Annotated in this window: 23 protein-coding genes; 8 read left to right on the top strand and 15 right to left on the bottom strand. The window is 74.4% G+C overall.

All coding sequences use genetic code 11. The features are described 5' to 3' along the window. Positions 1–38: 38 nt before the first annotated feature. Together H4O22_RS06110 and H4O22_RS06105 are read left to right on the top strand one after the other, a co-directional pair. Positions 39–596 (top strand): M23 family metallopeptidase, encoded by a 558-nt coding sequence (locus H4O22_RS06110; protein WP_182526139.1) that lies wholly within the window; start codon positions 39–41, stop codon positions 594–596. Beyond that, on the top strand, positions 593–1,195 hold the full coding sequence (locus H4O22_RS06105) for a pentapeptide repeat-containing protein (RefSeq protein WP_182526138.1): 603 nt from the start codon (positions 593–595) through the stop codon (positions 1,193–1,195). The genes H4O22_RS06110 and H4O22_RS06105 overlap by 4 nt, the downstream gene beginning before the upstream one ends. Here H4O22_RS06105 and H4O22_RS06100 read toward each other — a convergent pair. After that, a complete protein-coding gene (locus tag H4O22_RS06100) occupies positions 1,167–1,748 on the bottom strand; it encodes a TetR/AcrR family transcriptional regulator C-terminal domain-containing protein (protein ID WP_182526137.1) in 582 nt (193 codons plus the stop codon). The two genes, H4O22_RS06105 and H4O22_RS06100, sit on opposite strands and share 29 nt — an antisense overlap. Positions 1,749–1,852: 104 nt before the next feature. Here H4O22_RS06100 and H4O22_RS06095 point away from each other — a divergent pair, with 104 nt between their 5' ends. The 4 genes from H4O22_RS06095 to H4O22_RS06080 are packed head-to-tail and all read left to right on the top strand — an operon-like array spanning position 1,853 to position 4,414. Then, on the top strand, positions 1,853–2,461 hold the full coding sequence (locus H4O22_RS06095) for a biotin transporter BioY (protein WP_182526136.1): 609 nt from the start codon (positions 1,853–1,855) through the stop codon (positions 2,459–2,461). Positions 2,462–2,463: 2 nt separating this feature from the next. Next, positions 2,464–3,159: an energy-coupling factor ABC transporter ATP-binding protein gene (locus H4O22_RS06090; protein WP_182526135.1), complete on the top strand. Its 696-nt coding sequence runs from the start codon at positions 2,464–2,466 to the stop codon at positions 3,157–3,159. After that, positions 3,156–3,767, top strand: a complete 612-nt coding sequence (locus H4O22_RS06085; RefSeq protein WP_182526134.1) for an energy-coupling factor transporter transmembrane component T family protein — start codon at positions 3,156–3,158, stop codon at positions 3,765–3,767. Before H4O22_RS06090 ends, H4O22_RS06085 begins: the two co-directional genes overlap by 4 nt. 41 nt (positions 3,768–3,808) lie before the next feature. Beyond that, entirely contained in the window at positions 3,809–4,414 is a 606-nt protein-coding gene (locus H4O22_RS06080) for a GNAT family N-acetyltransferase (protein ID WP_182526133.1), read from the top strand. Between the two features lie 514 nt (positions 4,415–4,928). Here the strand turns inward: H4O22_RS06080 and H4O22_RS06075 are convergent. Genes H4O22_RS06075 through H4O22_RS06060 form a run of 4 tightly spaced genes read right to left on the bottom strand, consistent with a single transcriptional unit; the run spans position 4,929 to position 7,805 of the window. Then, positions 4,929–5,321, bottom strand: coding sequence for a VOC family protein (locus H4O22_RS06075; RefSeq protein WP_182526132.1), 393 nt, complete (start codon positions 5,319–5,321; stop codon positions 4,929–4,931). Continuing rightward, positions 5,311–5,826, bottom strand: coding sequence for a GNAT family N-acetyltransferase (locus H4O22_RS06070; RefSeq protein WP_220451302.1), 516 nt, complete (start codon positions 5,824–5,826; stop codon positions 5,311–5,313). Before H4O22_RS06070 ends, H4O22_RS06075 begins: the two co-directional genes overlap by 11 nt. After that, positions 5,820–7,220, bottom strand: a complete 1,401-nt coding sequence (locus tag H4O22_RS06065; protein ID WP_182526131.1) for an amidase — start codon at positions 7,218–7,220, stop codon at positions 5,820–5,822. The genes H4O22_RS06070 and H4O22_RS06065 overlap by 7 nt, the downstream gene beginning before the upstream one ends. Before the next feature lie 33 nt (positions 7,221–7,253). After that, on the bottom strand, positions 7,254–7,805 hold the full coding sequence (locus H4O22_RS06060) for an NAD(P)H-dependent oxidoreductase (protein WP_182526130.1): 552 nt from the start codon (positions 7,803–7,805) through the stop codon (positions 7,254–7,256). A gap of 118 nt (positions 7,806–7,923) precedes the next feature. On the opposite strand from H4O22_RS06060, the gene H4O22_RS06055 reads away from it, so the two are divergent. Next, the gene (locus tag H4O22_RS06055) at positions 7,924–8,538 is read left to right on the top strand and encodes a TetR/AcrR family transcriptional regulator (protein ID WP_182526129.1); all 615 of its coding nucleotides are present in this window, start codon (positions 7,924–7,926) and stop codon (positions 8,536–8,538) included. Positions 8,539–8,549: 11 nt separating this feature from the next. Here H4O22_RS06055 and cimA read toward each other — a convergent pair whose 3' ends face one another. From cimA to H4O22_RS06010, 9 genes are all read right to left on the bottom strand, one after another. Then, positions 8,550–10,142, bottom strand: coding sequence for a citramalate synthase (gene cimA, locus H4O22_RS06050; protein ID WP_182526128.1), 1,593 nt, complete (start codon positions 10,140–10,142; stop codon positions 8,550–8,552). Between the two features lie 169 nt (positions 10,143–10,311). Next, positions 10,312–11,922, bottom strand: coding sequence for a serine/threonine-protein kinase (locus H4O22_RS06045; RefSeq protein ID WP_182526127.1), 1,611 nt, complete (start codon positions 11,920–11,922; stop codon positions 10,312–10,314). A gap of 115 nt (positions 11,923–12,037) precedes the next feature. Further along, positions 12,038–13,093, bottom strand: a complete 1,056-nt coding sequence (locus tag H4O22_RS06040; RefSeq protein WP_182526126.1) for an iron-siderophore ABC transporter substrate-binding protein — start codon at positions 13,091–13,093, stop codon at positions 12,038–12,040. A gap of 177 nt (positions 13,094–13,270) precedes the next feature. Beyond that, complete coding sequence (locus H4O22_RS06035; RefSeq protein WP_342356056.1) at positions 13,271–14,143, bottom strand: ABC transporter ATP-binding protein; 873 nt, start codon at positions 14,141–14,143, stop codon at positions 13,271–13,273. Positions 14,144–14,168: 25 nt separating this feature from the next. Beyond that, entirely contained in the window at positions 14,169–15,239 is a 1,071-nt protein-coding gene (locus H4O22_RS06030) for a FecCD family ABC transporter permease (RefSeq protein WP_220451301.1), read from the bottom strand. After that, a complete protein-coding gene (locus H4O22_RS06025) occupies positions 15,236–16,306 on the bottom strand; it encodes a FecCD family ABC transporter permease (protein ID WP_244963126.1) in 1,071 nt (356 codons plus the stop codon). Before H4O22_RS06025 ends, H4O22_RS06030 begins: the two co-directional genes overlap by 4 nt. Before the next feature lie 72 nt (positions 16,307–16,378). Next, positions 16,379–17,452, bottom strand: a complete 1,074-nt coding sequence (locus H4O22_RS06020) for a branched-chain amino acid aminotransferase (protein WP_182526125.1) — start codon at positions 17,450–17,452, stop codon at positions 16,379–16,381. 52 nt (positions 17,453–17,504) lie between these two features. Continuing rightward, positions 17,505–18,578, bottom strand: a complete 1,074-nt coding sequence (locus H4O22_RS06015) for a 3-isopropylmalate dehydrogenase (RefSeq protein WP_182526124.1) — start codon at positions 18,576–18,578, stop codon at positions 17,505–17,507. 10 nt (positions 18,579–18,588) lie between these two features. After that, positions 18,589–18,726, bottom strand: coding sequence for a hypothetical protein (locus H4O22_RS06010; RefSeq protein WP_182526123.1), 138 nt, complete (start codon positions 18,724–18,726; stop codon positions 18,589–18,591). A gap of 380 nt (positions 18,727–19,106) precedes the next feature. On the opposite strand from H4O22_RS06010, the gene H4O22_RS06005 reads away from it, so the two are divergent. Then, entirely contained in the window at positions 19,107–19,676 is a 570-nt protein-coding gene (locus H4O22_RS06005) for an O-methyltransferase (RefSeq protein WP_182526122.1), read from the top strand. A 111-nt stretch (positions 19,677–19,787) separates the two neighbouring features. On the opposite strand, the gene H4O22_RS06000 is transcribed toward H4O22_RS06005, so the two are convergent. Continuing rightward, on the bottom strand, positions 19,788–20,564 hold the full coding sequence (locus tag H4O22_RS06000; RefSeq protein ID WP_244963125.1) for a double zinc ribbon and FHA domain-containing protein: 777 nt from the start codon (positions 20,562–20,564) through the stop codon (positions 19,788–19,790). Between the last annotated feature and the right edge of the window lie 4 nt (positions 20,565–20,568).

Raw genomic sequence — 20,568 nt, 5'->3', positions numbered from 1 at the left:
CGTCACTCGCCGGAAGGCGGGTGTGTGAGGCTGGGGGCGTGCGACTGCTCTCGACCCTGCTGGTCCTGCCCCTGCTGCTCGTCCTCGCGCCGGCGGTGCCGGCCGCGGCGGAGCCGGACCCACGGTGGGAGTTCTTCACCGAGGACCGCACCCGCTACACCTCGCCCTGGTACGGCCGGGCGCACCGGATCATGATCCCCTTCGGCTGCACGAGCGCGCCGTACTACTCCCCCGACCCGCGCTGCCGGGGCGGCCGCGGCTTCCACCACGGCATCGACGTCGCCATGCCGTGCGGCACCCGGCTGTTCGCGCGGCGGGGGGTGCGGGTCGTCGACAACGGCTCGCTCGGGCCGGCGTACGGCCGCAACCCGCTGCTGCTGCGCAACCGCAAGCTCGGCTTCGACCTGGTCATCGGGCACACCCGACGCGTGTACGTCGAGCCCGGCGACCGGGTCAAGAAGGGCACGCTGATCGCCCGCGCGTCCGACGACGGCGCCCCCGACGGCTGCCACCTGCACTTCGAGCAGCGCGCGGTCGGCGGTGGCCTGTCCACCGCTGTCTGGCCGCGCAAGCTGCTCAAGCTGAGGCCGCGATGACGGTGCGCGAGCTCGACGGCGGCGAGGTCCGCAGCGAGGACTGGTACGGCGAGGACCTCGGCGCCGCGGTCTTCCGCGGGGTCACCTTCATCGACGTGGACCTCAGCGAGTGCACGACCGCGGGCGCGCTGTTCCAGGAGTGCGTCTTCGCGAGCTGCCGGCTCAACTCCTCGACCCACCGCGCGAGCGCGTTCATCGCCTGCGAGTTCCGCCGGACCAGCCTCTTCGACGTCACCCTGGACGGCTGCAAGCTCGACGGCTCGGTGCTGACCGAGTGCGCGCTGCGGGCGCTGACGGTCCGCGGCGGGCGGTGGCGCGGGGTGACGGCGCGGGGCGCGAAGCTGGCCGGGATCGACCTTGCCGACGTCGACCTCGGCGAGTCCGACCTGTCGATGGCCGACCTCAGCCGCGCGAACCTACGCGGCGCCCGGCTCTCCGGCGCGACGGTCCGCGGCACCAACCTGACCGGCGCCGACCTGCGCGGCGCCACGCTCGACGGCGTCGACCTGACCGCGGCCACCCTGCGCGACACCCGGCTCGACCTCGCCGGCGCCGTCTGGCTGGCCGAGCTCAGCGGCGCGGTCGTGGACCCGGGCTGAGCTCGCCCGCCCGCACCCGGATCCCGTCGACCACGATCCCCAGCCCCAGGGTGAAGTCGGACGTCTCCCGGGGCCCGTCGCCGATCGCGCCGGCGCTCCCCGCCTGCAGGTGCGTCTGCTCGTCGGAGACGTGGCCGAGCACGAAGTGCACCAGGGTCCGGGCCGCGACCGGCACCAGCCCGTCGTCCAGCCCGCCGTGCCGCAGGGCGGCGACCAGGTCGTCGTACGGCGCCCGCGCGCCGAGGCCGAAGGCGTGCACCGTCGCGACCAGCTCGGCGCCGTCGCGGTAGGCCAGCACCGCCTCGCGCAGGCCGCTGCAGACCGCGGCGACCCGCTCGTCCCACGTGCCCTCCGCGGGCGGGCGGGGCCCGCGGGCCAGGACCTCGTCGGCGACCGCCGCGAGGAGCAGCTGCTTGTTGGCGAAGTGGTGGTAGAGCGCGCTGGGCTGCACGCCCAGCTCGGCCCCCAGCCGGCGCATCGAGAGGTCGGCGAGGCCGTAGGCGTCGAGCACGGCCAGGGCCCGCTCGACGACGTCGGCGCGGTGATGGCGCACGGCGCACCTCCCTCGGCCGTCCCGTTGACGCCCGGTCCCCGCCAGCCTAACCTGAACGCCGTTCACCTGACCACCGTTCAGGTCCGCTCCGCGAAGGACTGCGCATGACCACCACCGAGGACGCCGCGGCGCCCGTCGACGCCCGCCGTCGCCTCAGCACCACCGACCTGGCGCTGGTCGCCGCCTTCGCCGCGCTGATCTCGGCGTGCGCGTACGTCGGGGCGATCCCGGTCGGCGGCGCCGGCGTGCCGATCACCCTGCAGACCTTCGCGGTGATGCTCAGCGGGTGCCTGCTCGGCCCGGTCCGCGGGTTCCTGGCGGTCGCTCTCTACCTCGGGCTCGGCGCGATCGGCCTGCCGGTCTTCGCCGAGCACTCCGCCGGCACCGGCGTCTTCGCCGGCCCGAGCGGCGGGTACCTGCTCTCCTTCCCCCTCGCCGCGCTGCTGGCCGGGCTGCTGGTCAAGCACCTGGCCGGCGACCGCGGCAAGACCCGCGCGCTGGTCGTCTTCGGCTGCTCCCTCGCTGCCAGCGTCCTGGTCGTCCACCCGCTCGGCGTCGCCGGGATGAAGCTGCACTTCGACGTGACCTGGTCGCAGGCGCTGACCTACGACACGCCGTTCTGGATCGGCGACCTGCTCAAGACCACGGTGGTCGCGCTCGTCGCCGCCGAGGTGCACCGGGCGTTCCCCCAGCTCCTCCGCGGCCGTCGCTGAGCGTGCCCACCATCGAGCTCGTCGACGCGGGCGTCACGGTCGCCACCCCCTCGGGCGACCGGGTCGTGCTCGCGCCGACCACCCTGACCCTCACCGAGCGCCGGATCGGCGTCGTCGGCGCCAACGGGTCCGGCAAGTCCACGCTGGCCCGGCTGCTCAACGGCCTGGTGACACCGACCAGCGGCCGGGTCCTCGTCGACGACCTGGACGTCGCCCGCCGCGGCGCCGACGTACGCCGTCGGGTGGCGTTCGTGTTCACCGACCCGGCCGCCCAGCTGGTGATGCCGACCTGCGTCGAGGACGTCGAGCTGTCCCTGCGGCGGCACGAGAAGCACGCCGGCCGGCGGCGCGAGCGGGCGCTGGCCCTGCTCGCGGCGTACGGCCTCGGCGCCCACGCGCACGACAGCGTGCACAGCCTCTCCGGCGGCCAGAAGCAGCTGCTCGCGCTCGCCGGCGTGCTCGCCACCGAGCCGTCGGTGGTCGTCGCCGACGAGCCCACGACGCTGCTCGACCTCGCCAACACCCGTCGCGTCGGCGACCTGCTCCTCGCCCTCGAGCAGCAGCTGGTCCTGGTCACCCACGACCTCGACCTGGCCCGCCGCTGCGACCGGGTGCTCGTGGTCGAGGACGGCCGGGTGCGCTTCGACGGGCCGGCGGACCGGGCCGTCGACGAGTACGTCGCGTCGGCGCTGCCGTGAGCACCGCGATCCTGGTCGGCGTCCACCAGCCCGGGGACACGCCGCTCCACCGGGCCCGCGTCGGCGTCAAGCTCGCGCTGCTCGCGGCGTACTGCCTCTGCGTCGTCGTGGTCCGCAGCGTGGAGTGGTCGTGGGTCTTCCTGGCCACCGCGCTCGCCCTCCCGCTGGTCGGCCGGGTGCGGCTGCGCACGCTCGTGCGGGCGACGCGGGTGGTGCTCTACTTCGCGGTCTTCGCGGCGGCGCTGCAGTGGTGGTGGTACGGCCGCGACAAGGCGGTCGAGACCCTCGTCGACCTGATCAGCCTCTCGCTCGCGGCGATCGTGCTCAGCGCCACCACGCCGGTCAACGCGATGCTCGACGCGCTGGTGCGGGCGATGCGGCCGCTGCGCCGGTTCGGGGTGGACCCCGACCGGGTCGCCCTGACGTTCGGGCTGGCGATCCAGGCGCTGCCGGGCACCGTCGCGCTGGCGCTGGAGACCCGGGACGCCGCCCGCGCACGCGGCCTCGGCCGGCACCCGCGGGCCCTGCTCACGCCGTTCGTCGTCCGCGTCGTCGCCCGCGCGCACGAGACCGGCGACGCGCTGCAGGCGCGCGGCATCGGCGACTGAGCGCGTCGGGATGGGCGGGGCGACTGGCAGCATGTGCGGGCATGGAAGCCGCCATCTCTGTCGTCCCCGCCAACCAGGCTCGGGCCGAGGACCTGCAGGCCGTCTTCGGGTCGCGCGGTCCGTCCTCGCGGTGCCAGTGCCAGCGGTACAAGCTCGCGGCGGGCGAGACCTTCGCGGGCGTCCCGAGCGAGGTCCGGGCGGACCGGCTCTACCGGCAGACCGACTGCGGCGACCCCGCCGCTCCGACGACCAGCGGCCTGGTCGCCTACCTGGACGCTGAGCCCGTCGGGTGGTGCGCGGTCGAGCCCCGCCCCCACTACGGCGGACTGGTCCGGGTCTACAAGGTGCCGTGGCTGGGGCGCGCCGAGGACCCGGCGGACGAGAGCGTCTGGGCCGTGACCTGCCTGCTGACCCGGGCCGAGTTCCGGAAGCGCGGCGTCAGTCGCGCGCTGGCACGCGCCGCGGTCGGCTTCGCCCGTGACCGAGGCGCCCGCGCGCTCGAGGCGTACCCCATGACGACGACCGCGGCCATCACCGAGGAGCTGCACGTCGGCAGCCTCGCGACGTACGCCGCCGCCGGCTTCCGGGAGGTGAGCCGGCCGACCCCGCGCCGAGCCGTGATGCGGATCGACTTCGGGCCGGGCTGAGCCGCTGAGCGCTCGCCGCGTCGCGCAGCAGACGGGTAGGTCCAAGCGATCCAGGAGGCGGGCCACCTCCGGGCTGGTGCGGCACGTCGGGTCGGTCCGGTAGGCAACCACGTAGGTGATGTTGCGGTACCGCCCGTCCCGGGTGTCGCTGACGTTCAGGGTCGCCGTCCCTGTCGTGAGGTCGGCACCGAAGTCGCCCTCGCCGAAGCCGCCAGCAGGGGGTACGACGTCGCTGCACCGCGTGAGGGGTGGGACATCGGGACTCGGGGGCGCCGAGGCGACGTCTGGAGTCTCGGTCGGGGCGGCGGTGCGGCTCTCGGGAACGGTGGAGCCGCTCTCGGGCGAGGCGCACGCGGAGGTCAAGGAACACGCAGCGACCAGGGCGGCCGCAAGGCCGCCACGTCGGACCGACGGAGAGGTCATCCTCAGGAGACGCCGGGTCGCACTGATGAGTTGCGAACTGCTCTGTCGGACCAGACCGCGCGTACGGCGGCCTTTCGAGGGCGACCAGCCCTCAGGGCAACGGCTGCTCGAGGAACCAGCGGTGACCGAACGGGTCGCGGAAGACGGCCACCCGCCCGGCCGGTGGGCTGTCCTCCGGGCCGCGGTCGAGCGTGGTGCCGGCCGCGACGACGCGGGCGCAGGTGGCGTCGACGTCGCCGACGGTGAGGTGGAGGCTGACGGCGCTCCCGCGCCCGGGGTCGGGCGGCGCGACGCCGGCCTCCTCGAACGGGTCCGACATCATCCAGCGGGCGCCGCCGGCGGAGAGCTCGACGTGGCCGACCCGTCCGTCGGGCATCTCGATCGGGGCCAGGTCCACCGTCGCCCCCAGCACGTCGACGTACCAGCCGACCGCGGCGTGGGCGTCGGAGACGCAGAGGTACGGCGTGAGCTCGCTACCAGACATCGCCGTCCCTCCAGTCGCAGCCGATCGGGCTGTCGAGGTCGACGCTACCGCCGAGCACGTACACCGAGCCGTCGTCCTCGGGCGTCCGCACGAGCCCGGTGGGCGTGAGCACCGACGTGGGCCCGCGCCAGCACTGCCAGCCGCGCGCCTCGTACAACGGGACGCCCGCGTCGGAGGCGCTCAGCGCCAGCAGGTCGTACGCCGGGGCGAGGGCCTCGAGGGCGGCCATCACCGCGCCGCCGTGGCCGCGGCGGCGCCGGTCGGGGCGGACCGCGACCGCCTCGACGTACCCGGTCCGCAGGGAACGGCCGCCGGCGAGCAGCCGTCGCGGCACCAGCGAGCCGTGCGCGACCAGGACGCCGTCCTCGTGGACCAGGGCGTGCCGGCCGCCGAGTGCGTGCCGCCAGTCGTCGTCGGAGAAGTCGCCGAAGGCGTCGTCGAGGAACGCGCGCACCTCGTCCAGCTGGGCGGGCACCAGCTCGGCGGTGCGGCGCAGGGTCACCACCCCGGCGGCCTCCGGTCCGACCAGGGTGCGGCGACCTCCACCTGCGCGGCGAGCCCGAGCAGCAGCTCCTCCTCGGCGGGCCGGGCGGCCAGCATCACGCCGACCGGGAGGCCGTCGGGGGTCTGGTGGAGCGGGAGCGAGACCGCGGGCATGCCGGTGACGTTCCAGGCCGAGGTGTACGGCGAGAACTCCTTCTGCCGCGCGAAGTCGGCGGCGGGGTCGGCGTCGTCGCGGATCGCGCCGACCGGCAGCGGCGGGCTGGCCAGCGTGGGCGTGAGGACGGCGTCGTACGGCGCGAGCGCGGCCAGCGCGTCCGCGGCGTACCTCCGCATCGCGCCGATCGCCAGCCCGAAGTCGGGCCCGCTGACCGCCCGGCCGCGCTCGGCGAGCCAACGGGTGAGCGGCCGGAGCAGTGACTCCCGCTCCGGCGGCACCTCGGTGAGCGCGGTCAGCACCGCCCAGCAGGTCTCGAAGACCGGCACCGCCTCCCGGGGCAGCGGCACCTCCACGTCGACCACGTCGTGCCCGAGGCGCTCCAGGAGGTGCGACGCGTCCTCCCAGGCCCGCCGGCACTCCGGGTCGAGCGGACTGTCGGCGAGCACCGGTTCACTGAAGCGCGCCACCCGCAGCCGGCGGGGCTCGCGGTCGCAGGAGGCCAGGAACGACTCGGAGGGAGGCGGCGCCCAGGAAGGATCCCCCACCCGACGACCGGCGAGCACGTCCAGCATCGCCGCCGCGTCGCGCACGGTCCGGGCGATCGGCCCGGCCGTCGCCAAACCCACCGGGTCCCCGTGCATCGGGAACCCCGAGATCCGGCCCCGGGTCGGCTTCAGCCCGACCAGCCCGCAGCAGGACGCCGGGATCCGGATCGACCCGCCCCCGTCGGAGCCCTGCGCGAAGGGCACCAGCCCGGCGGCGACCGCCGCTGCCGCTCCCCCGGACGAGCCGCCCGCCATCCGGGTGCGGTCCCACGGCGTCACCGCCGGCGGCAGGCCCTCCGGCTCGGTGTAGCAGGGCGAGCCGACCTCGGGCGTGCTGGTCTTGCCGAGACTGACCGTGCCGGCGGCCTCGAGGGCGAGCACGACGCCGTCGCTGACCTCGGGCACGAAGTCCGCGAAGGCCGCCGAGCCGAACGTCGTGCGCACCCCGGCGGTGAGGTTGAGGTCCTTCACCGCCGTCGGTACGCCGTGCAGCGGGCCGGCGTCCTCCGGGACGTCGGCCAGCGCCGCCGCCCGGGCCCGGGCGAGGTCGGGCGTCAACGTGACGAACGCGCCGACCGTGTCGAGACGGTCGGCGCGTTCGAGGTAGTGATCGACGAGCTCGAGCGGCGACACCTCGCGGCGTCGGACGAGCGCGCCCTGCTCCAGCGCGGTCAGGTCGTGGAGGTCGCTCACGACCTCGAACCTAGCCGCCGGAGGGGACCCGGGTCAGGCCGCCGAGGAGGGGGCGGGGTCGTACTCGACGAGGGAGCGCAGCGCCTCCTGCATGCGGGCCTGGACCTCGGGGTCCTCGAGGACGTCGACGTCGACGCCGGGCTGGGAGACGGTCACGTCCTCGAGCACCACGGCGCCCGCGATGTTCGCGGAGCGGTTGGCGTCGGCGTGCGCCCAGCGGCCGCCGTACGGCGTGGGGGTGGTGCCGATGACCGCGAACGGCTTGGCGGTCAGGGCGCCGGCGCCGTACGGGCGGGAGAGCCAGTCGATGGCGTTGTTGAGCGCGGCCGGCATGGTGCCGTTGTACTCGGGGGTGACCACGAGGACGCGGTCGGCGGCGGCGACCTGCGAGCGGAGCCGGGCAGCAGCCTCGGGGACCTGCTCGCCGTCGATCTCCTCGTTGTAGAACGGGAGGTCGGCGAGGCCCTCGGCGATCTCGAGGGTCACGCCCTCGGGGGCCTGGTCGCGGAGCTTCTCGGCGATCCGTCGGTTGACGGAGTCGGCGCGCAGGCTGCCGACGAGGACGATGACACGGGTGTCGGACATGGGGTTCCTCCTGGAACATGGGGCGTGGTGGTCACGGGGCAAAACGGACCGTGGTCCGGTTGTATTCCCGGTCTGGACCTCGAACCGGTGAGGCGTTGCTCTCTACAGTGGGCAGGCCATGTCCGAGCGCCGCATCCTCCCCCTGCTCGACGCCCCGCCGCTGGAGCGTCGCGATGCGGCGCGCAACCGCGAGGCGCTGCTCCGCGCGGCCGACGAGCTGGTCGAGGAGCACGGCCTGCGCGCGGTGACGATGGAGGCCGTGGCGGCGCGCGCCGGCGTCGGCAAGGGCACCGTCTTCCGCCGCTTCGAGTCTCGCGAAGGGCTGATGGCCGCGCTGCTGAACCGGTCCGAGACCGAGTGGCAGGCCGCGGTGATCTCCGGTCCCCCGCCGCTCGGACCGGGCGCCCCGCCGCTGGACCGGCTGCTCGCGTTCGGCTGCTCGCGGCTCGAGGCGACGCTGCGCCACGGCGACCTGATCCGCGAGGCCGGAGCGGCCGGCACCCGCTCGTACGCGGCGTACTCCTTCACGATGATGCACGTGCGCCACCTGCTCGCCGAGCTCGGCGTCCACGGCGACCTGCCGCTGCTCGCGACCGCGCTGCTCGCGCCGCTGGAGCTGCCGATCCTCGACCAGCAGGTGCGCGTCGAGGAGTTCCCGGTCGACCGGGTGCTCGCCGGGTGGGACGACCTGGTCTCCCGCGTCGTCGGGATCCCGGTGCCGCCCCGCTCCTGACGGCGTCGCGTCTAGACCCCCTGGCGCCGCAGCCCGAACGTCAGCCCGTCCACCAGCGCCCCCCACGACGCCTCGATCACGTTGTGGCCGACGCCGACCGTGACCCAGGACGACTCGCCGTCGGAGGTCTCGATGAGCACGCGGGTGATCGCGTCGGTGCCGTGCCCCTGGTCGAGGATCCGCACCTTGTAGTCGATCAGCTCGAACTTCGCGACCTCCGGGAACGCCTGGCCGATCGCGCTGCGCAGCGCCTGGTCCAGGGCGTTCACCGGGCCGTTGCCCTCGCCGGTGACCACGTAGCGCACGCCCGCCGACTGCAGCTTCACGGTGGCCTCGGAGACCGCCTCCTCGCCGGGCCGGGCGTGGTGCAGCGTCTCGGTGATCACCCGCCACGACTCGACCTCGAAGTACGACGGCCGTTGGCCCTCGACCTCCTCGAGGAGCAGCAGCTCGAAGGACGCGTCGGCGGCCTCGAAGGTGTGGCCCCGCGCCTCCAGCACCTTGACCCGGTCGGTGATCCGGCCGAGCAGGTCCTTGTCCCCGGACAGGTCGAAGCCGAGCTCGCGGCCCTTGAGCTCGATCGAGGCCCGGCCGGCCATGTCGGAGACCAGCAGCCGCATGTCGTTGCCGACCTGCACGGGGTCGAGGTGCTGGTAGAGGTTCGGGTCCACCTTGATCGCGCTGGCGTGCAGGCCGGCCTTGTGCGCGAACGCCGAGGTGCCGACGTACGGCTGCCGGCTCGCGGGCGGGAAGTTGGTGACCTCGGCGACCGCGTGGGCGATCCGGGTGGCGTCGCGCAGCAGCCCGGCCGGGAGCACCTGCCGGTCCAGCTTGAGCTCGAGGTTGGCCACGACGGTGACCAGGTCGGCGTTGCCGGTGCGCTCGCCGTACCCGTTGATGCAGCCCTGGACGTGCGTGGCGCCGGCGGCGACCGCGGCCAGCGAGTTCGCGACCGCGCAGCCGCTGTCGTTGTGGGCGTGGATGCCGACGCGCACCCCGGTGGTGTCGACGACGTCGTGGACCACGTCGCCGACCCAGGTGGGGAGCATGCCGCCGTTGGTGTCGCACAGGGCGACGACCTCGGCGCCCGCGTCGTACGCCGTGCGCAGCACCTCGAGGGCGTAGTCGCGGTTGGCGCGGTAGCCGTCGAAGAAGTGCTCGGCGTCGAGGAAGACCTGCTGCCCCTCGGCGCGGAGGTGGGAGACGGTGTCGCGGACCATCGCGAGGTTCTCCTCGAGCGTGGTGCGCAGCGCGAGCTCGACGTGCCGGTCGTGCGACTTCGCCACCAGCGTGACCACGCCGGCGCCGCTGTCGCGGAGCGCCGCGACCTGCGGGTCGTCGGCCGCGCGCACCCCGGCGCGGCGGGTCGCGCCGAACGCCGCGAGCCGCGCGTGCTTGAGGTCGAGCTCCTCGGACGCGCGGCGGAAGAACTCGGTGTCCTTGGGGTTCGCCCCCGGCCACCCGCCCTCGATGAACCCGACGCCGAGGTCGTCGAGCTGCCGCGCGATCGACAGCTTGTCGGCGACCGAGAGGGTCAGCCCCTCCTGCTGCGCGCCGTCGCGCAGGGTGGTGTCGTAGACGTGGAACGAGCCGTGCAGGTCCATCGGTTCTCTCTCGTCGATCTCGGGGCACAAAAAAACCTCCCGTGGGTGCGAGAGGTCGGCGCGTCGAAGGTGCTCGACGCGCTAGGGAATGCGGATGCGGTGCTGCATGTCACCCATGGTGCCACGACCCGCCCCGCGACGGGCGGGCGTCTCCCGATCCGGGCACCCCTTACCCCACCGACGACAGCGGCCGGGAGTCGGCGGGCGACCAGTCGGGGCCGCGCTCGGCGAACGCGCCCAGCCCGAGCGCGAGGACCGCGAGGACGACGACCGCGGCGACCCAGCGGCGCGGGTCGGCGGCGAGCGGGTGGACGGCGCGGGCGATCGGCGAGCGCACCCGGGAGCCGCCGGGTCCGGTCCACAGCGACGCGGCCAGCACCGTGCCGGAGACGAAGAGCGTCACCGGCGCGGTGGCCGCCGCGGCGTAGCAGACCAGGGCGCCGGCCACCGCCAGCCCCGCGCTCCACAGCACCAGCACCAGCGTGGCGGGGATCGAGCGCACCATGTGCCAGGGGGCGGCGAGCAGGAACCGCGCCCCGTCGTACCACCGCCGGCCGCGCAGCCGGCGCCGGTCGCCGGCGGCGCTGGCGGCCAGGGAGCCGCTGCGCAGCAGCCAGACGAGCACGACGAGGACGGCGATCACCCACCAGGGGTACGCCGCGGTGCCGGCGCCGACGGCCAGCGCGGCGCCGACGAGGAGGACGCCGCGCCGCGCACGCTCGCCCCAGCTCGGCGGGGGCGGGGCGAGGGGGAACGCGAGGGGGTGTTCGGCAGGGAATGCGTCCGCGCCGTCGTCCCAGGTCGGGATCGCGGTCGTGACGTGCTCGGTCTCCAGCCGCGTGGCCGGCGCCCCGAGGTCGGAGCCGGCGGGCACCCGGTCGGTGGGCGCGTCGGCCAGCGCGCTCGGCGACGCCAGCGCGAGCGGGAGCGTGAAGACGTCCTCGGTGGCCACCGGGGGCGGCGGCACCGGGCGACGCGAGCCGGCCTGCGTCGTCTGCGGGCGCAGCCAGGCGAGCAGCTGCCCCAGCGTGGGCCGGCGCAGCGGGTCCGGGTCGAGCGTGGCCTCGACCACCCGGCGCAGGTCCGGGGGCAGACCGGTCAGGTCGTGCTCGCCGCGGCGGACCCGGTCCATGATCGCCATCGACGGGCCCCGGCCGAACGGCGCGCGCCCGGTGCCGGCGTACGCCACCGTCGCGGCCCAGGAGTGCAGGTCGGAGGCGGCGGTCGCGTCCTCGCCGTACAGGATCTCGGGGGCGAGGTAGCCCGGCGTGCCGAGCAGCCACCCGGCGTGGGTGAGCTTCGGGTCGTCGGCGACCCGCGCCAGGCCGAAGTCGATGAGGATCGGCGTGCGGCCCTCCATCAGCACGTTCGACGGCTTGACGTCGCGGTGCAGGACGCCGGCGCCGTGCACGGAGGCGAGCCCCTCGGCCAGGCACCCGGCGAACCACATCAGGTCGTGGCCGGTGATCGGCCCCTCGTCGACCACGTGGTCGTGCAGGGAGAGGCCGGGGACGTAGCGGGTGGCGACGTACGGCACCGGCGCCCAGGGGTCGGCGTCGACGATCTCGGCGACCCAGCGGCTGCGGATCCGGCGCAGCGACCCGACCTCGCGGGCCAGCCGGGCGCGCGCCTCGTCGTCACCGACGATGTGGGTGCGCAGCACCTTGAGCGCGACGCGCTGCCCGTCGGGACGCCGGGCGAGGTGGACCACGCCCATCCCGCCCTCGCCGATCTTGGCGAGCAGGGTGTAGTCACCCACCACCGTCTGCGTCGTCGTCACGGACGAAATGTACTCGCGCGACCCGGCGTACCCGCTCCGGACGCACCACCGCCCCGCGACCGGGCGGGTCGCGGGGCGATGGGTCGGGGCGCGTGCGCGCGCACCGCGGCAGTGCTCAGTTGGACGCGGCGACGGCGGGCTCGAGCGCCGCGATCAGCTCGTCCATGCCCCAGGTCAGCGAGAGCGCCGTCGGCGGGGAGACCGACGAGACGAGGTCCTCGCCCACGAGGTGGGCGACCGTGCCGTCCTGGAACTGGCTCATCGCCTGGTAGGTCTTGTCCTCGGCGATCTCGGCCACCCGCTCCTCGGTCGGGACGTAGGAGAGCAGCACGTCGGAGGTCAGCTTGTCGACCTCCTCGGTGCTGATCGTGTAGTAGAACGTCGTCTCCTCGGTGTCCAGCTCGCCCACGCTCGGGGCGAGGGTGAAGCCGAGGTCCTCGAGGTACTGCACGCGCGGGTCGGCGCCGCGGTAGACGTAGAAGGCGGCCGGGTCGATCGCGACGGCCGCGATCGTCTTGCCCTCGAACTCCGGGTGCTCCTCGGCGGCCGCGGCGACCTCGGCGTCGATGTCCTCGAGCACCTGCTCGGCCTCGTCGGTCTGGCCGAGCACCTCGCCGACGGTGGTGATCACGTCGCGCCACGGGGTGGCCCAGGGCTCGTCGGGGTAGGCGACGGTCGGCGCGATCTGCGTGAGCTTCTCGTAGTCGGCCTCGGTGATCCCCGAGTAGTTGGCGATGATGACCTCGGGCGCGGCCGCGGCGATCTCCTCGAACGGCGGCGCCTCCGCCTCGGCCAGCAGCACCGGCTCCTCGGCCCCAGAGGCCTCGATCGCCTCCTGCTGCCAGGGCATGTAGCCCTCCTCGGTGGCTCCGTAGCTGTTCTTCGGCATCGCGACCGGTACGACGCCGAGCGCGATGGCGGCGTCGCTGGAGGCCCAGCCCCAGGTGGCGACGCGCTCGGGCCGCTCCTCGATCGTGGTCTCGCCGAAGGCGTGCTCGATGGTGACCGGCTCGAAGGCCTCGGCAGAGCTCTCGCCGGAGCCGGCGGTGCTCTCGTCCTCGGAGTCGTCGTCGGAGCCGCAGGCGGCGAGCGGGAGCGCGAGCAGCAGTGCGGCGAGCGGCAGGGCGCGCCGCAGCGAGCGGCGGGCACGGATGGGACGAAGGGACGTCACGTCCACTCCTCAGGGGTGCGGGGACCAGCAGGTCCAGCGGATCAAGTCAGGTAAGGCTTACCTTACATGATTCCCGCAGGCCCGGGACCTGGACCAGACCGCGCGGCCGCGGGCCGCCGTACTGGACCGACGAACCTTCCGCTGGACCGATGAAGCTCCGTCGGTCAAGCGGAAGATTCACCGGTCGACCGGTGAATCTTCCCCCCGCCGACCGTGCCGCCCCAGCGGCACCACCATCGGCGAGCCGGTGACGGGGTCGGGGACGATCCGGGCGTCGAGGCCGAAGGCCTCGCGCACGCAGTCGGCGTCGAGCACCTCCCCCGGCGCGCCCTCGCGCAGCACCCGCCCCTCGCACATGACGACGAGGTGGTCGGCGTACCGGGCGGCGAGGTTGAGCTCGTGCAGCACCATCACGACCGTGGTTCCGCGCGCCTGGTTGAGCTCGTGCAGCAGGTCGAGCACGTCGACCTGGTGGGCGATGTCGAGGTACGTCGTGGGCTCGTCGAGCAGCATGATCCGCGGGTCCTGCGCGAGCATCATCGCGATCCAGACCCGCTGCCGCTGCCCGCCGGAGAGCTCCTCGACCCGGCGGCCGGTGAGGTCGTGGAGGTCGGTGAGCGCCAGCGCCCGGACGACGGCCTCGCTGTCGGCCGCGCTCCACCGGCGGAAGGCGCCCTGGTGCGGGTGCCGGCCGCGGCCGACCAGGTCGGCGACGGTGATCCCCTCCGGCGCGAGCGGCTGCTGGGGCAGCAGGCCGAGCACGGCGGCGACGTCCTTCGGACGCATCCGGCGTACGTCGGTGCCGCCGAGCTCGACGTGACCGGCGACCGGCTTGAGCACCCGCGCCAGCCCGCGCAGCAGGGTCGACTTGCCGCAGCCGTTGGCGCCGACGATCGCGGTCACCTTGCCGGGCGGCACCTCGAGGTCGACCTCGTGCACGACCGTCCGGTCGTCGTAGCCCAGGCTCAGCCCGCACGCGGCCAGCGAGACCACCCCGGGCGCGGCCGTCCCGTCCGGCTCGGCCGTCACCGGGTCCAGGATCGTGGTCAACGCACTCCTCCTCCTCACGAGGTCGTCACGAGGTCGCCGCGGCTCGGCCGCGGGCGAGCAGCCAGATCAGGTAGGGGCCGCCGACGGCGCCGGTGATCACCCCGACCGGGACGGACATGTCGGCGGGCAGCAGGTGCTGGGCCACGATGTCGGCGCCGACCACCGTGACCACGCCGACCAGGGCCGACTGCACGAGCGCCAGCGAGCCGTCGCCGAGCAGCCGGCGGGCGACCGGGGCCGCGGTGAACGCGACGAAGGCCACGGGTCCGGCGGCCGCGGTCGCCGCGCAGGTCAGCCCGACGCCGAGCGCGATCACCGCGAGCCGGGTCAGCTCGGGCCGCAGCCCGAGGCCGCCCGCCTGCTCGTCGCCGAGCAGCAGCAGGTCCAGCCCGCGCGCGACCAGCGCGACCAGCGGCAGCAGCACGACCAGGACGATGGCGAGCACCCGCACCAGCTCGGTGGTGGCCTGCGCCAGGCTGCCGGTCATCCACACCAGCGCGCCCTGCGCCTCGTCGAGCCCGCTCCGGGTCAGCAGGTAGCCGATCAGGCTGGTGCCGAGGTAGGAGACGCCGACGCCACAGAGCACGAACCGGTGCCCGGTCACGCCCTGCCGCCACGCCACGGCGTACAGCGTGGCGCCGACGAGCACGCCGCCGGCGAGCGCGGACGCCGAGACCCACCATCCGGACAGGCCCGCCAGCAGCAGCGCCGCGACCGCGCCCGCGCTCGCGCCCTGCGAGATGCCGATGACGTCGGGGCTCGCGAGCGGGTTGCGCAGCACCGACTGGAAGAGCGCGCCGGCGAGCCCGAACGCCAGGCCGACGAGGATCCCGAGCAGCAGGCGGGGCAGCCGCAGCTCGGTGACGATGAAGTGGGCCGGCCGCGCCTCGTCGCCCGCGAGGGCGGCGAGCACCTGGCCGGCGGTGAGCCGGTAGTCCCCCAGCATCAGCGCGGCGACCGAGAGGACCGCGACGAGCACGAGCAGCGCCACCGTGACGGTGGTACGCCGGGCGGCGCGGCGCCGGCGGGTGGCCCGCAGGCCGTGCGCGGCGACGTCGTGGGCGGAGCGGGGCACCTCGAGGGCGGGGGCGCTCACGCCGAGACCCCCTTCGAGCGGCGGACGATGGCCAGCAGCACCGGCGCGCCGAGGACCGCGACCACCAGCCCGGCCTCGACCTCCGCCGGACGCGCGACGAGGCGCCCGGCGATGTCGGCCCCGAGGAGCAGGACCGGGCCGAGGAGCATGGAGAGCGGGAGGATCCAGCGGTAGTCGGGCCCCACGACCATCCGTGCCGCGTGCGGCACGGCCAGCCCGACGAAGGCGATCGGCCCGACCAGCGAGACCGCCGAGCCGCACAGCAGCACCACGGCGGTGACCACCAGGAGCCGGCCGCGGACCAGGTCCTGGCCGAGGCCGCGCGCGACGTCGTCGCCGAGCGCCAGCGCGTTCAGCACCCGGCCGGCGGCCAGCGCGAGCAGCAGGCCGACCACGAGGAACGGCAGCACCGTGCCGAGGACGTCGAGGGGGCGGTTGGCCAGCGACCCGACCTGCCAGAAGCGGTACTCCTGCAGCGTGTGCCGGTCGGTCAGCAGCACCACGGTCACCGCGGACGTCGCGGTGGCGGTGAAGGCGGCGCCGACCAGGGCCAGCTTCACCGGCGTGACGCCCTCCCAGCCGAGCGAGGCGGCGCCGTACACGACCACGGCGGCGACGGCCGCCCCGAGGAACGCGAACCAGAGGTAGCCGCCGACGGAGGCGACGCCGAAGCCGGCGATCGCCACGATCACCGCGAGCGAGGCACCGGAGTTGATGCCCAGCAGGCCGGGGTCGGCGATCGGGTTGCGGGTGACGCCCTGCATCAGCGCGCCGGACGCGCCGAGGGCGGCGCCGGCGGCCAGGCCGATCAGCGTGCGCGGCAGCCGGATGTCGCGGACGACGTGGTGGTCGTTGTCGCCGGTGACCGGGTGGAACAGCCCGTCCCAGACGGCGCCGGGCGCGATGTCGCGGGCGCCCCACATCAGGCTGGCCAGCGCGGCCAGGGCGACGAGCACCAGCAGGACGACGGTGGCCAGCAGGCCCCGCGACGCGGTCGAGCCCCGGCGTACGACGGGGGCCGGGGTCGCTGCGGCTCCGGGGGTCCCCCGGTCGAGCAGCGAGCTCACGACGTCCACCTCACCAGGTAAGGGTACCCTCACCTGTCGCGGAGGTCACACCTCCGGGCGCCCCGGAGCGGATCAGACCAGGCGCTTCATCCAGCCGAAGTCGTCGGCGGCCCGGCCGTACTGGACGTCGACCAGGGCCTGGCGCAGCCGGGACCACAGCCCGCCGCCCTCGGGCGTCGCGACCTCCCCGCCGTCCCAGCGCAGCGCGCCGACCGGGGTGACCACGGCGGCGGTGCCGCAGGCGAAGATCTCGGTGATCTCGCCGGAGGCGACGCCGTCCTTCCACTCCTGGATCGAGAACTTCCGCTCCTCGACCGGGTGGCCCAGCTTCTCGGCCAGCTCCTTGATCGAGGCGCGGGTGATGCCCTCGAGGATGGTGCCGGTCTCGGGGGTGACGATCCGGCCGTCGGCGTGCACGAAGTACATGTTCATGCCGCCGAGCTCCTCGACGTACTTCCCCTCCTGGGCGTCGAGGAAGACGACCTGGTCGCAGCCGTGGGCGGTGGCCTCCTGCTGGGCGACCAGCGAGCTGGCGTAGTTGCCGCCGGTCTTGGCCGCGCCCATGCCGCCGCGGCCGGCGCGGGTGTACTCCTCGGTGAGCCACAGGCTGACCGGGTGCACGCCGCCCTTGAAGTAGGAGCCGGCGGGGCTGGCGATCACCATGAAGGTGACGTGCTGGGCGGGCCGGACGCCCAGGAACGCCTCGGAGGCGAACATGAACGGGCGCAGGTAGAGGCTCTTCTCCCCCGCCGGGTCGGGCACCCAGCGCTCGTCGACCTCGACGAGCGCCTGCACGGCCTGGACGAAGTCGTCGACCTCCAGCACCGGCAGCGCCAGGCGCTGGCTGGAGCGCGCCATCCGGGCGGCGTTCTCCTCGGGGCGGAACGACCACACCGAGCCGTCGGCGTGGCGGTAGGCCTTCATCCCCTCGAAGGTCTCCTGCGCGTAGTGCAGCACCGCGGTCGCCGGGTCGAGGGTCAGCGGGCCGTACGGCTCGATCCGGGCGCCGTGCCACCCGGCGTCGGGGGTCCACTCCACCCGGAACATGTGGTCGGTGAAGTGGACGCCGAAGCCGGGGTCCGCCAGGACCTCGGCGAGCCGCTCGTCGCTGACGGTCTCCGTCGACCGCGTGGTGCTGATCTGCATGGACATCAAAGTACCGTTCTTCGGACCCACCCGGCTGCGCGGGTGGAGGGCGTCAGCCGGCCACGCGGGCGGCGATCGCGTCGCCGACCTCGGGAGTGCGCCGGGTGGTGCCGGGCTCGCGGGCGGCGAGGTCGGCGATGACCGCGTCCTCGACCACGGCCGCCGCCTCGGGGTGGCCGAGGTGGTCCAGCAGCAGCGACGCGGACAGGATCGCCGCGGTCGGGTCGGCCTTCTGCTGGCCGGCGATGTCGGGGGCGGAGCCGTGGACCGGCTCGAACATGCTCGGCGCCGTGCGGTCGGGGTTGATGTTCCCGGACGCCGCCAGGCCGATGCCGCCGGTGATCGCGGCGGCGAGGTCGGTGATGATGTCGCCGAAGAGGTTGTCGGTGACGATCACGTCGAAGCGAGACGGGTCGGTGGTCATGAAGATCATCGCCGCGTCGATGTGCATGTAGTCGGTGGTCACGTCGGGGTGCTCCGCGGCCACCTCCTGGAACAGCCGCCACCACACCGAGCCGGCGTTCACCAGCACGTTGGTCTTGTGGACCAGGGTGAGCTTCTTGCGCGGTCGCCGCTCGGCGCGGGCGAAGGCGTCACGGACCACCCGCTCCACGCCGTACGCCGTGTTCACCGAGACCTCGGTGGCGACCTCGGCCGGCGTACCGACCCGCAGCGCGCCGCCGTTGCCGGTGTAGGGGCCCTCGGTGCCCTCGCGGACGACCACGAAGTCGACCTCGCCCGGGGCGGCGAGCGGCGAGGTCACGCCCGGGAAGATCCGGGACGGGCGCAGGTTGACGTAGTGGTCGAGCTCGAAGCGCAGCCGGAGCAGCAGCCCCCGCTCGAGGATGCCGGGCGGCAGGTTCGGGTCGTTGGGCTTGCCGCCGACGGCCCCGAGCAGGATCGCGTCGTGGTCGCGGATCTCGGCGAGCACCGAGTCGGGGAGCACCTCGCCGGTCGCGAGGTAGCGCTCCGCGCCGAGGTCGTAGCGGGTCTGCTCGAACTTCACGCCGGCGGGAGCCGCCACCTCGAGGACCTTGAGGGCCTCGGCGGTGACCTCCTGCCCGATGCCGTCGCCGGGGATGACCGCGAGCTGCAGCGTGGTGCTGGTGGGGTTCGAGTCGCTCATGGGGTGAACGCTAGTTGTCGTCGGGACGCTGGCCGCCGCCGTCCCGCAGGTCGAGCGAGCGCTGCAGCGCGGCGTACGCGTTCTCCTGGCTGGCGGGATTCTCGGGGTGGTGGCTCGCCGGGCCCCAGTCGGGATACATGTCGTACATCGTCGTTCTCCTCGCAGGTCGGTCGTCGGGATCGGCCCGGCACACCCGGATCGAAGACGCTCCGGACAGGAGAGTCCCGGACTCGTGGATCGCACGAGGAGGAGAGGACCACGCGGTGCGGATCGCGCGACGCTGGTGGCGTCCCGCCCGGGGGCGTCTTCGATCGAGGTGTGCCGGACCGGCACGCTTCTCGAGAGGCCCGCAACGCCGAACTCCGCGGCGAGGTGGCCTCTCTGTCAGGCCCCGCCGCGGCAGTCGATGAGTACGTAGACGCTCCGCATGGTGATCCGACGGTAACCGCGCTCACCGGACGACGGCCACCGCATTCCGGAATGTGTCCGCGATGCGGGACGGCCGTCCCACGGTGAGAGACTCGCAGGATGAGTGCGCCGCCCGAGCTCCCCGACGTCGTGTCCCGGGCGTTCGCCGTCTCCCGCAAGGCGGGGTACGTCTCCTTCTGCCGCAACGAGACCGGCCGGCTGCTCGCCACCCTCGCCGCCACCCGCGGCGGGACGATGGCGGAGTTCGGCACCGGGTGCGGGGTCGGGACCGCCTGGCTGCGCTCCGGCGTACGCGGGACCGGCACCCGGATCATCACCGCCGAGCTGGACCCGAAGCTGGCCCGCGCCGCGGCCGAGATCTTCGTCGACGACCCGCAGGTCGAGGTGCTCGCCGCGGACTGGTCGACCCTGCTGACCCAGGGCCCCTTCTCGCTGCTCTTCCTCGACTCCGGCGAGCCCACCGAGGTGGGCGTCGACGCCGTCGCCGACCTCGTCGAGGAGGGCGGCATCGTCGTCCTCGACGACTTCACCCCGTGCGAGGTCTGGCCCCCCATCGCCTACGGCCGCGTCGACGTCCTCCGCGAGCAGTGGCTCACCGACGAGCGCTTCACCGCCGTCGAGGTGATGGTCGCCTCCGACGCCTCCACGATCATCGCCACCAAGCGCTGACCTGTGGAGAGATCCGCCGAGTCGGCGCACATGTGCGCCGACTCGGCGTGAGTTGCGCGTCCAGTCGGCGTGAGTTGCGGGGTTGACCCGTCAATTCACGCCGACTCGGGGTCAGATCTCGCCGGGGGTGGCGCGGCGCAGCACGATCCGGGTCCAGGCGCCGAGGTAGATCCGCTCGTCGGGGAGGACCTCCTGCTTCTGGCCGGGGGTCACGGGCGAGGTGGGAAGGGCGCCGACCGCGCCGCCGACGTACGTGCCGTTGGAGGAGCCGAGGTCCTCGACGAACCAGCGGGTGCCGTCGGTGGTGAGCTGGGCGTGCCGGCGGCTGATGCCGTTGTCCGAGGACAGGTCGATGTCGGGGGTGATCCCGCGGCTGCGCGAGGCCCGGCCGACGAGCACCGAGGTGTGCCGCAGCGCGACGACCAGCGGCAGCCCGGGCGAGGGCAGCGGGTCGGTCGACTTCTGGTCGGCGTACCAGTCGGGGTCGATCCAGACCTCCGCGACCCACTCGTCGCTCAGCGCCGGGGAGAGGTTGCCCTCCGCCGACGTAGGAGCCGGCGCCGCCGGCAGGTCGGGTACGACGGGCGCGGCGACCGTGTCGGTGTCGGCCTGCTCGGCGGGCGGAGTGGGCGGGGTGAGCGGGCGCGGCATCGACCCGGTGGTGAAGTCGTAGCCGCACGCCTCGCAGAACAGCGCGTTGGGCGGGTTGACCGAGGAGCACGCCGGGCAGATCCCGCTGTCCCCGGCGTCCCCACCGGACGCGGGGTCGGCGGCGTCGGGCGCGCCGGACGCCCCGGCGCCGGCGGGCGGGGCGGCGCCCATTGCCAACCCGCAGACGTCGCAGTAGTCGGTCGCGGTGGTGTCGTGCCCGGCGGGGCAGGTGCTCACGGTC

Origin of the sequence: Nocardioides dongkuii, from assembly GCF_014127485.1 — a bacterium.
Classification (GTDB): Bacteria; Actinomycetota; Actinomycetes; order Propionibacteriales; family Nocardioidaceae; genus Nocardioides; species Nocardioides dongkuii.
This window is presented reverse-complemented; position numbering and strand designations above follow the sequence as displayed.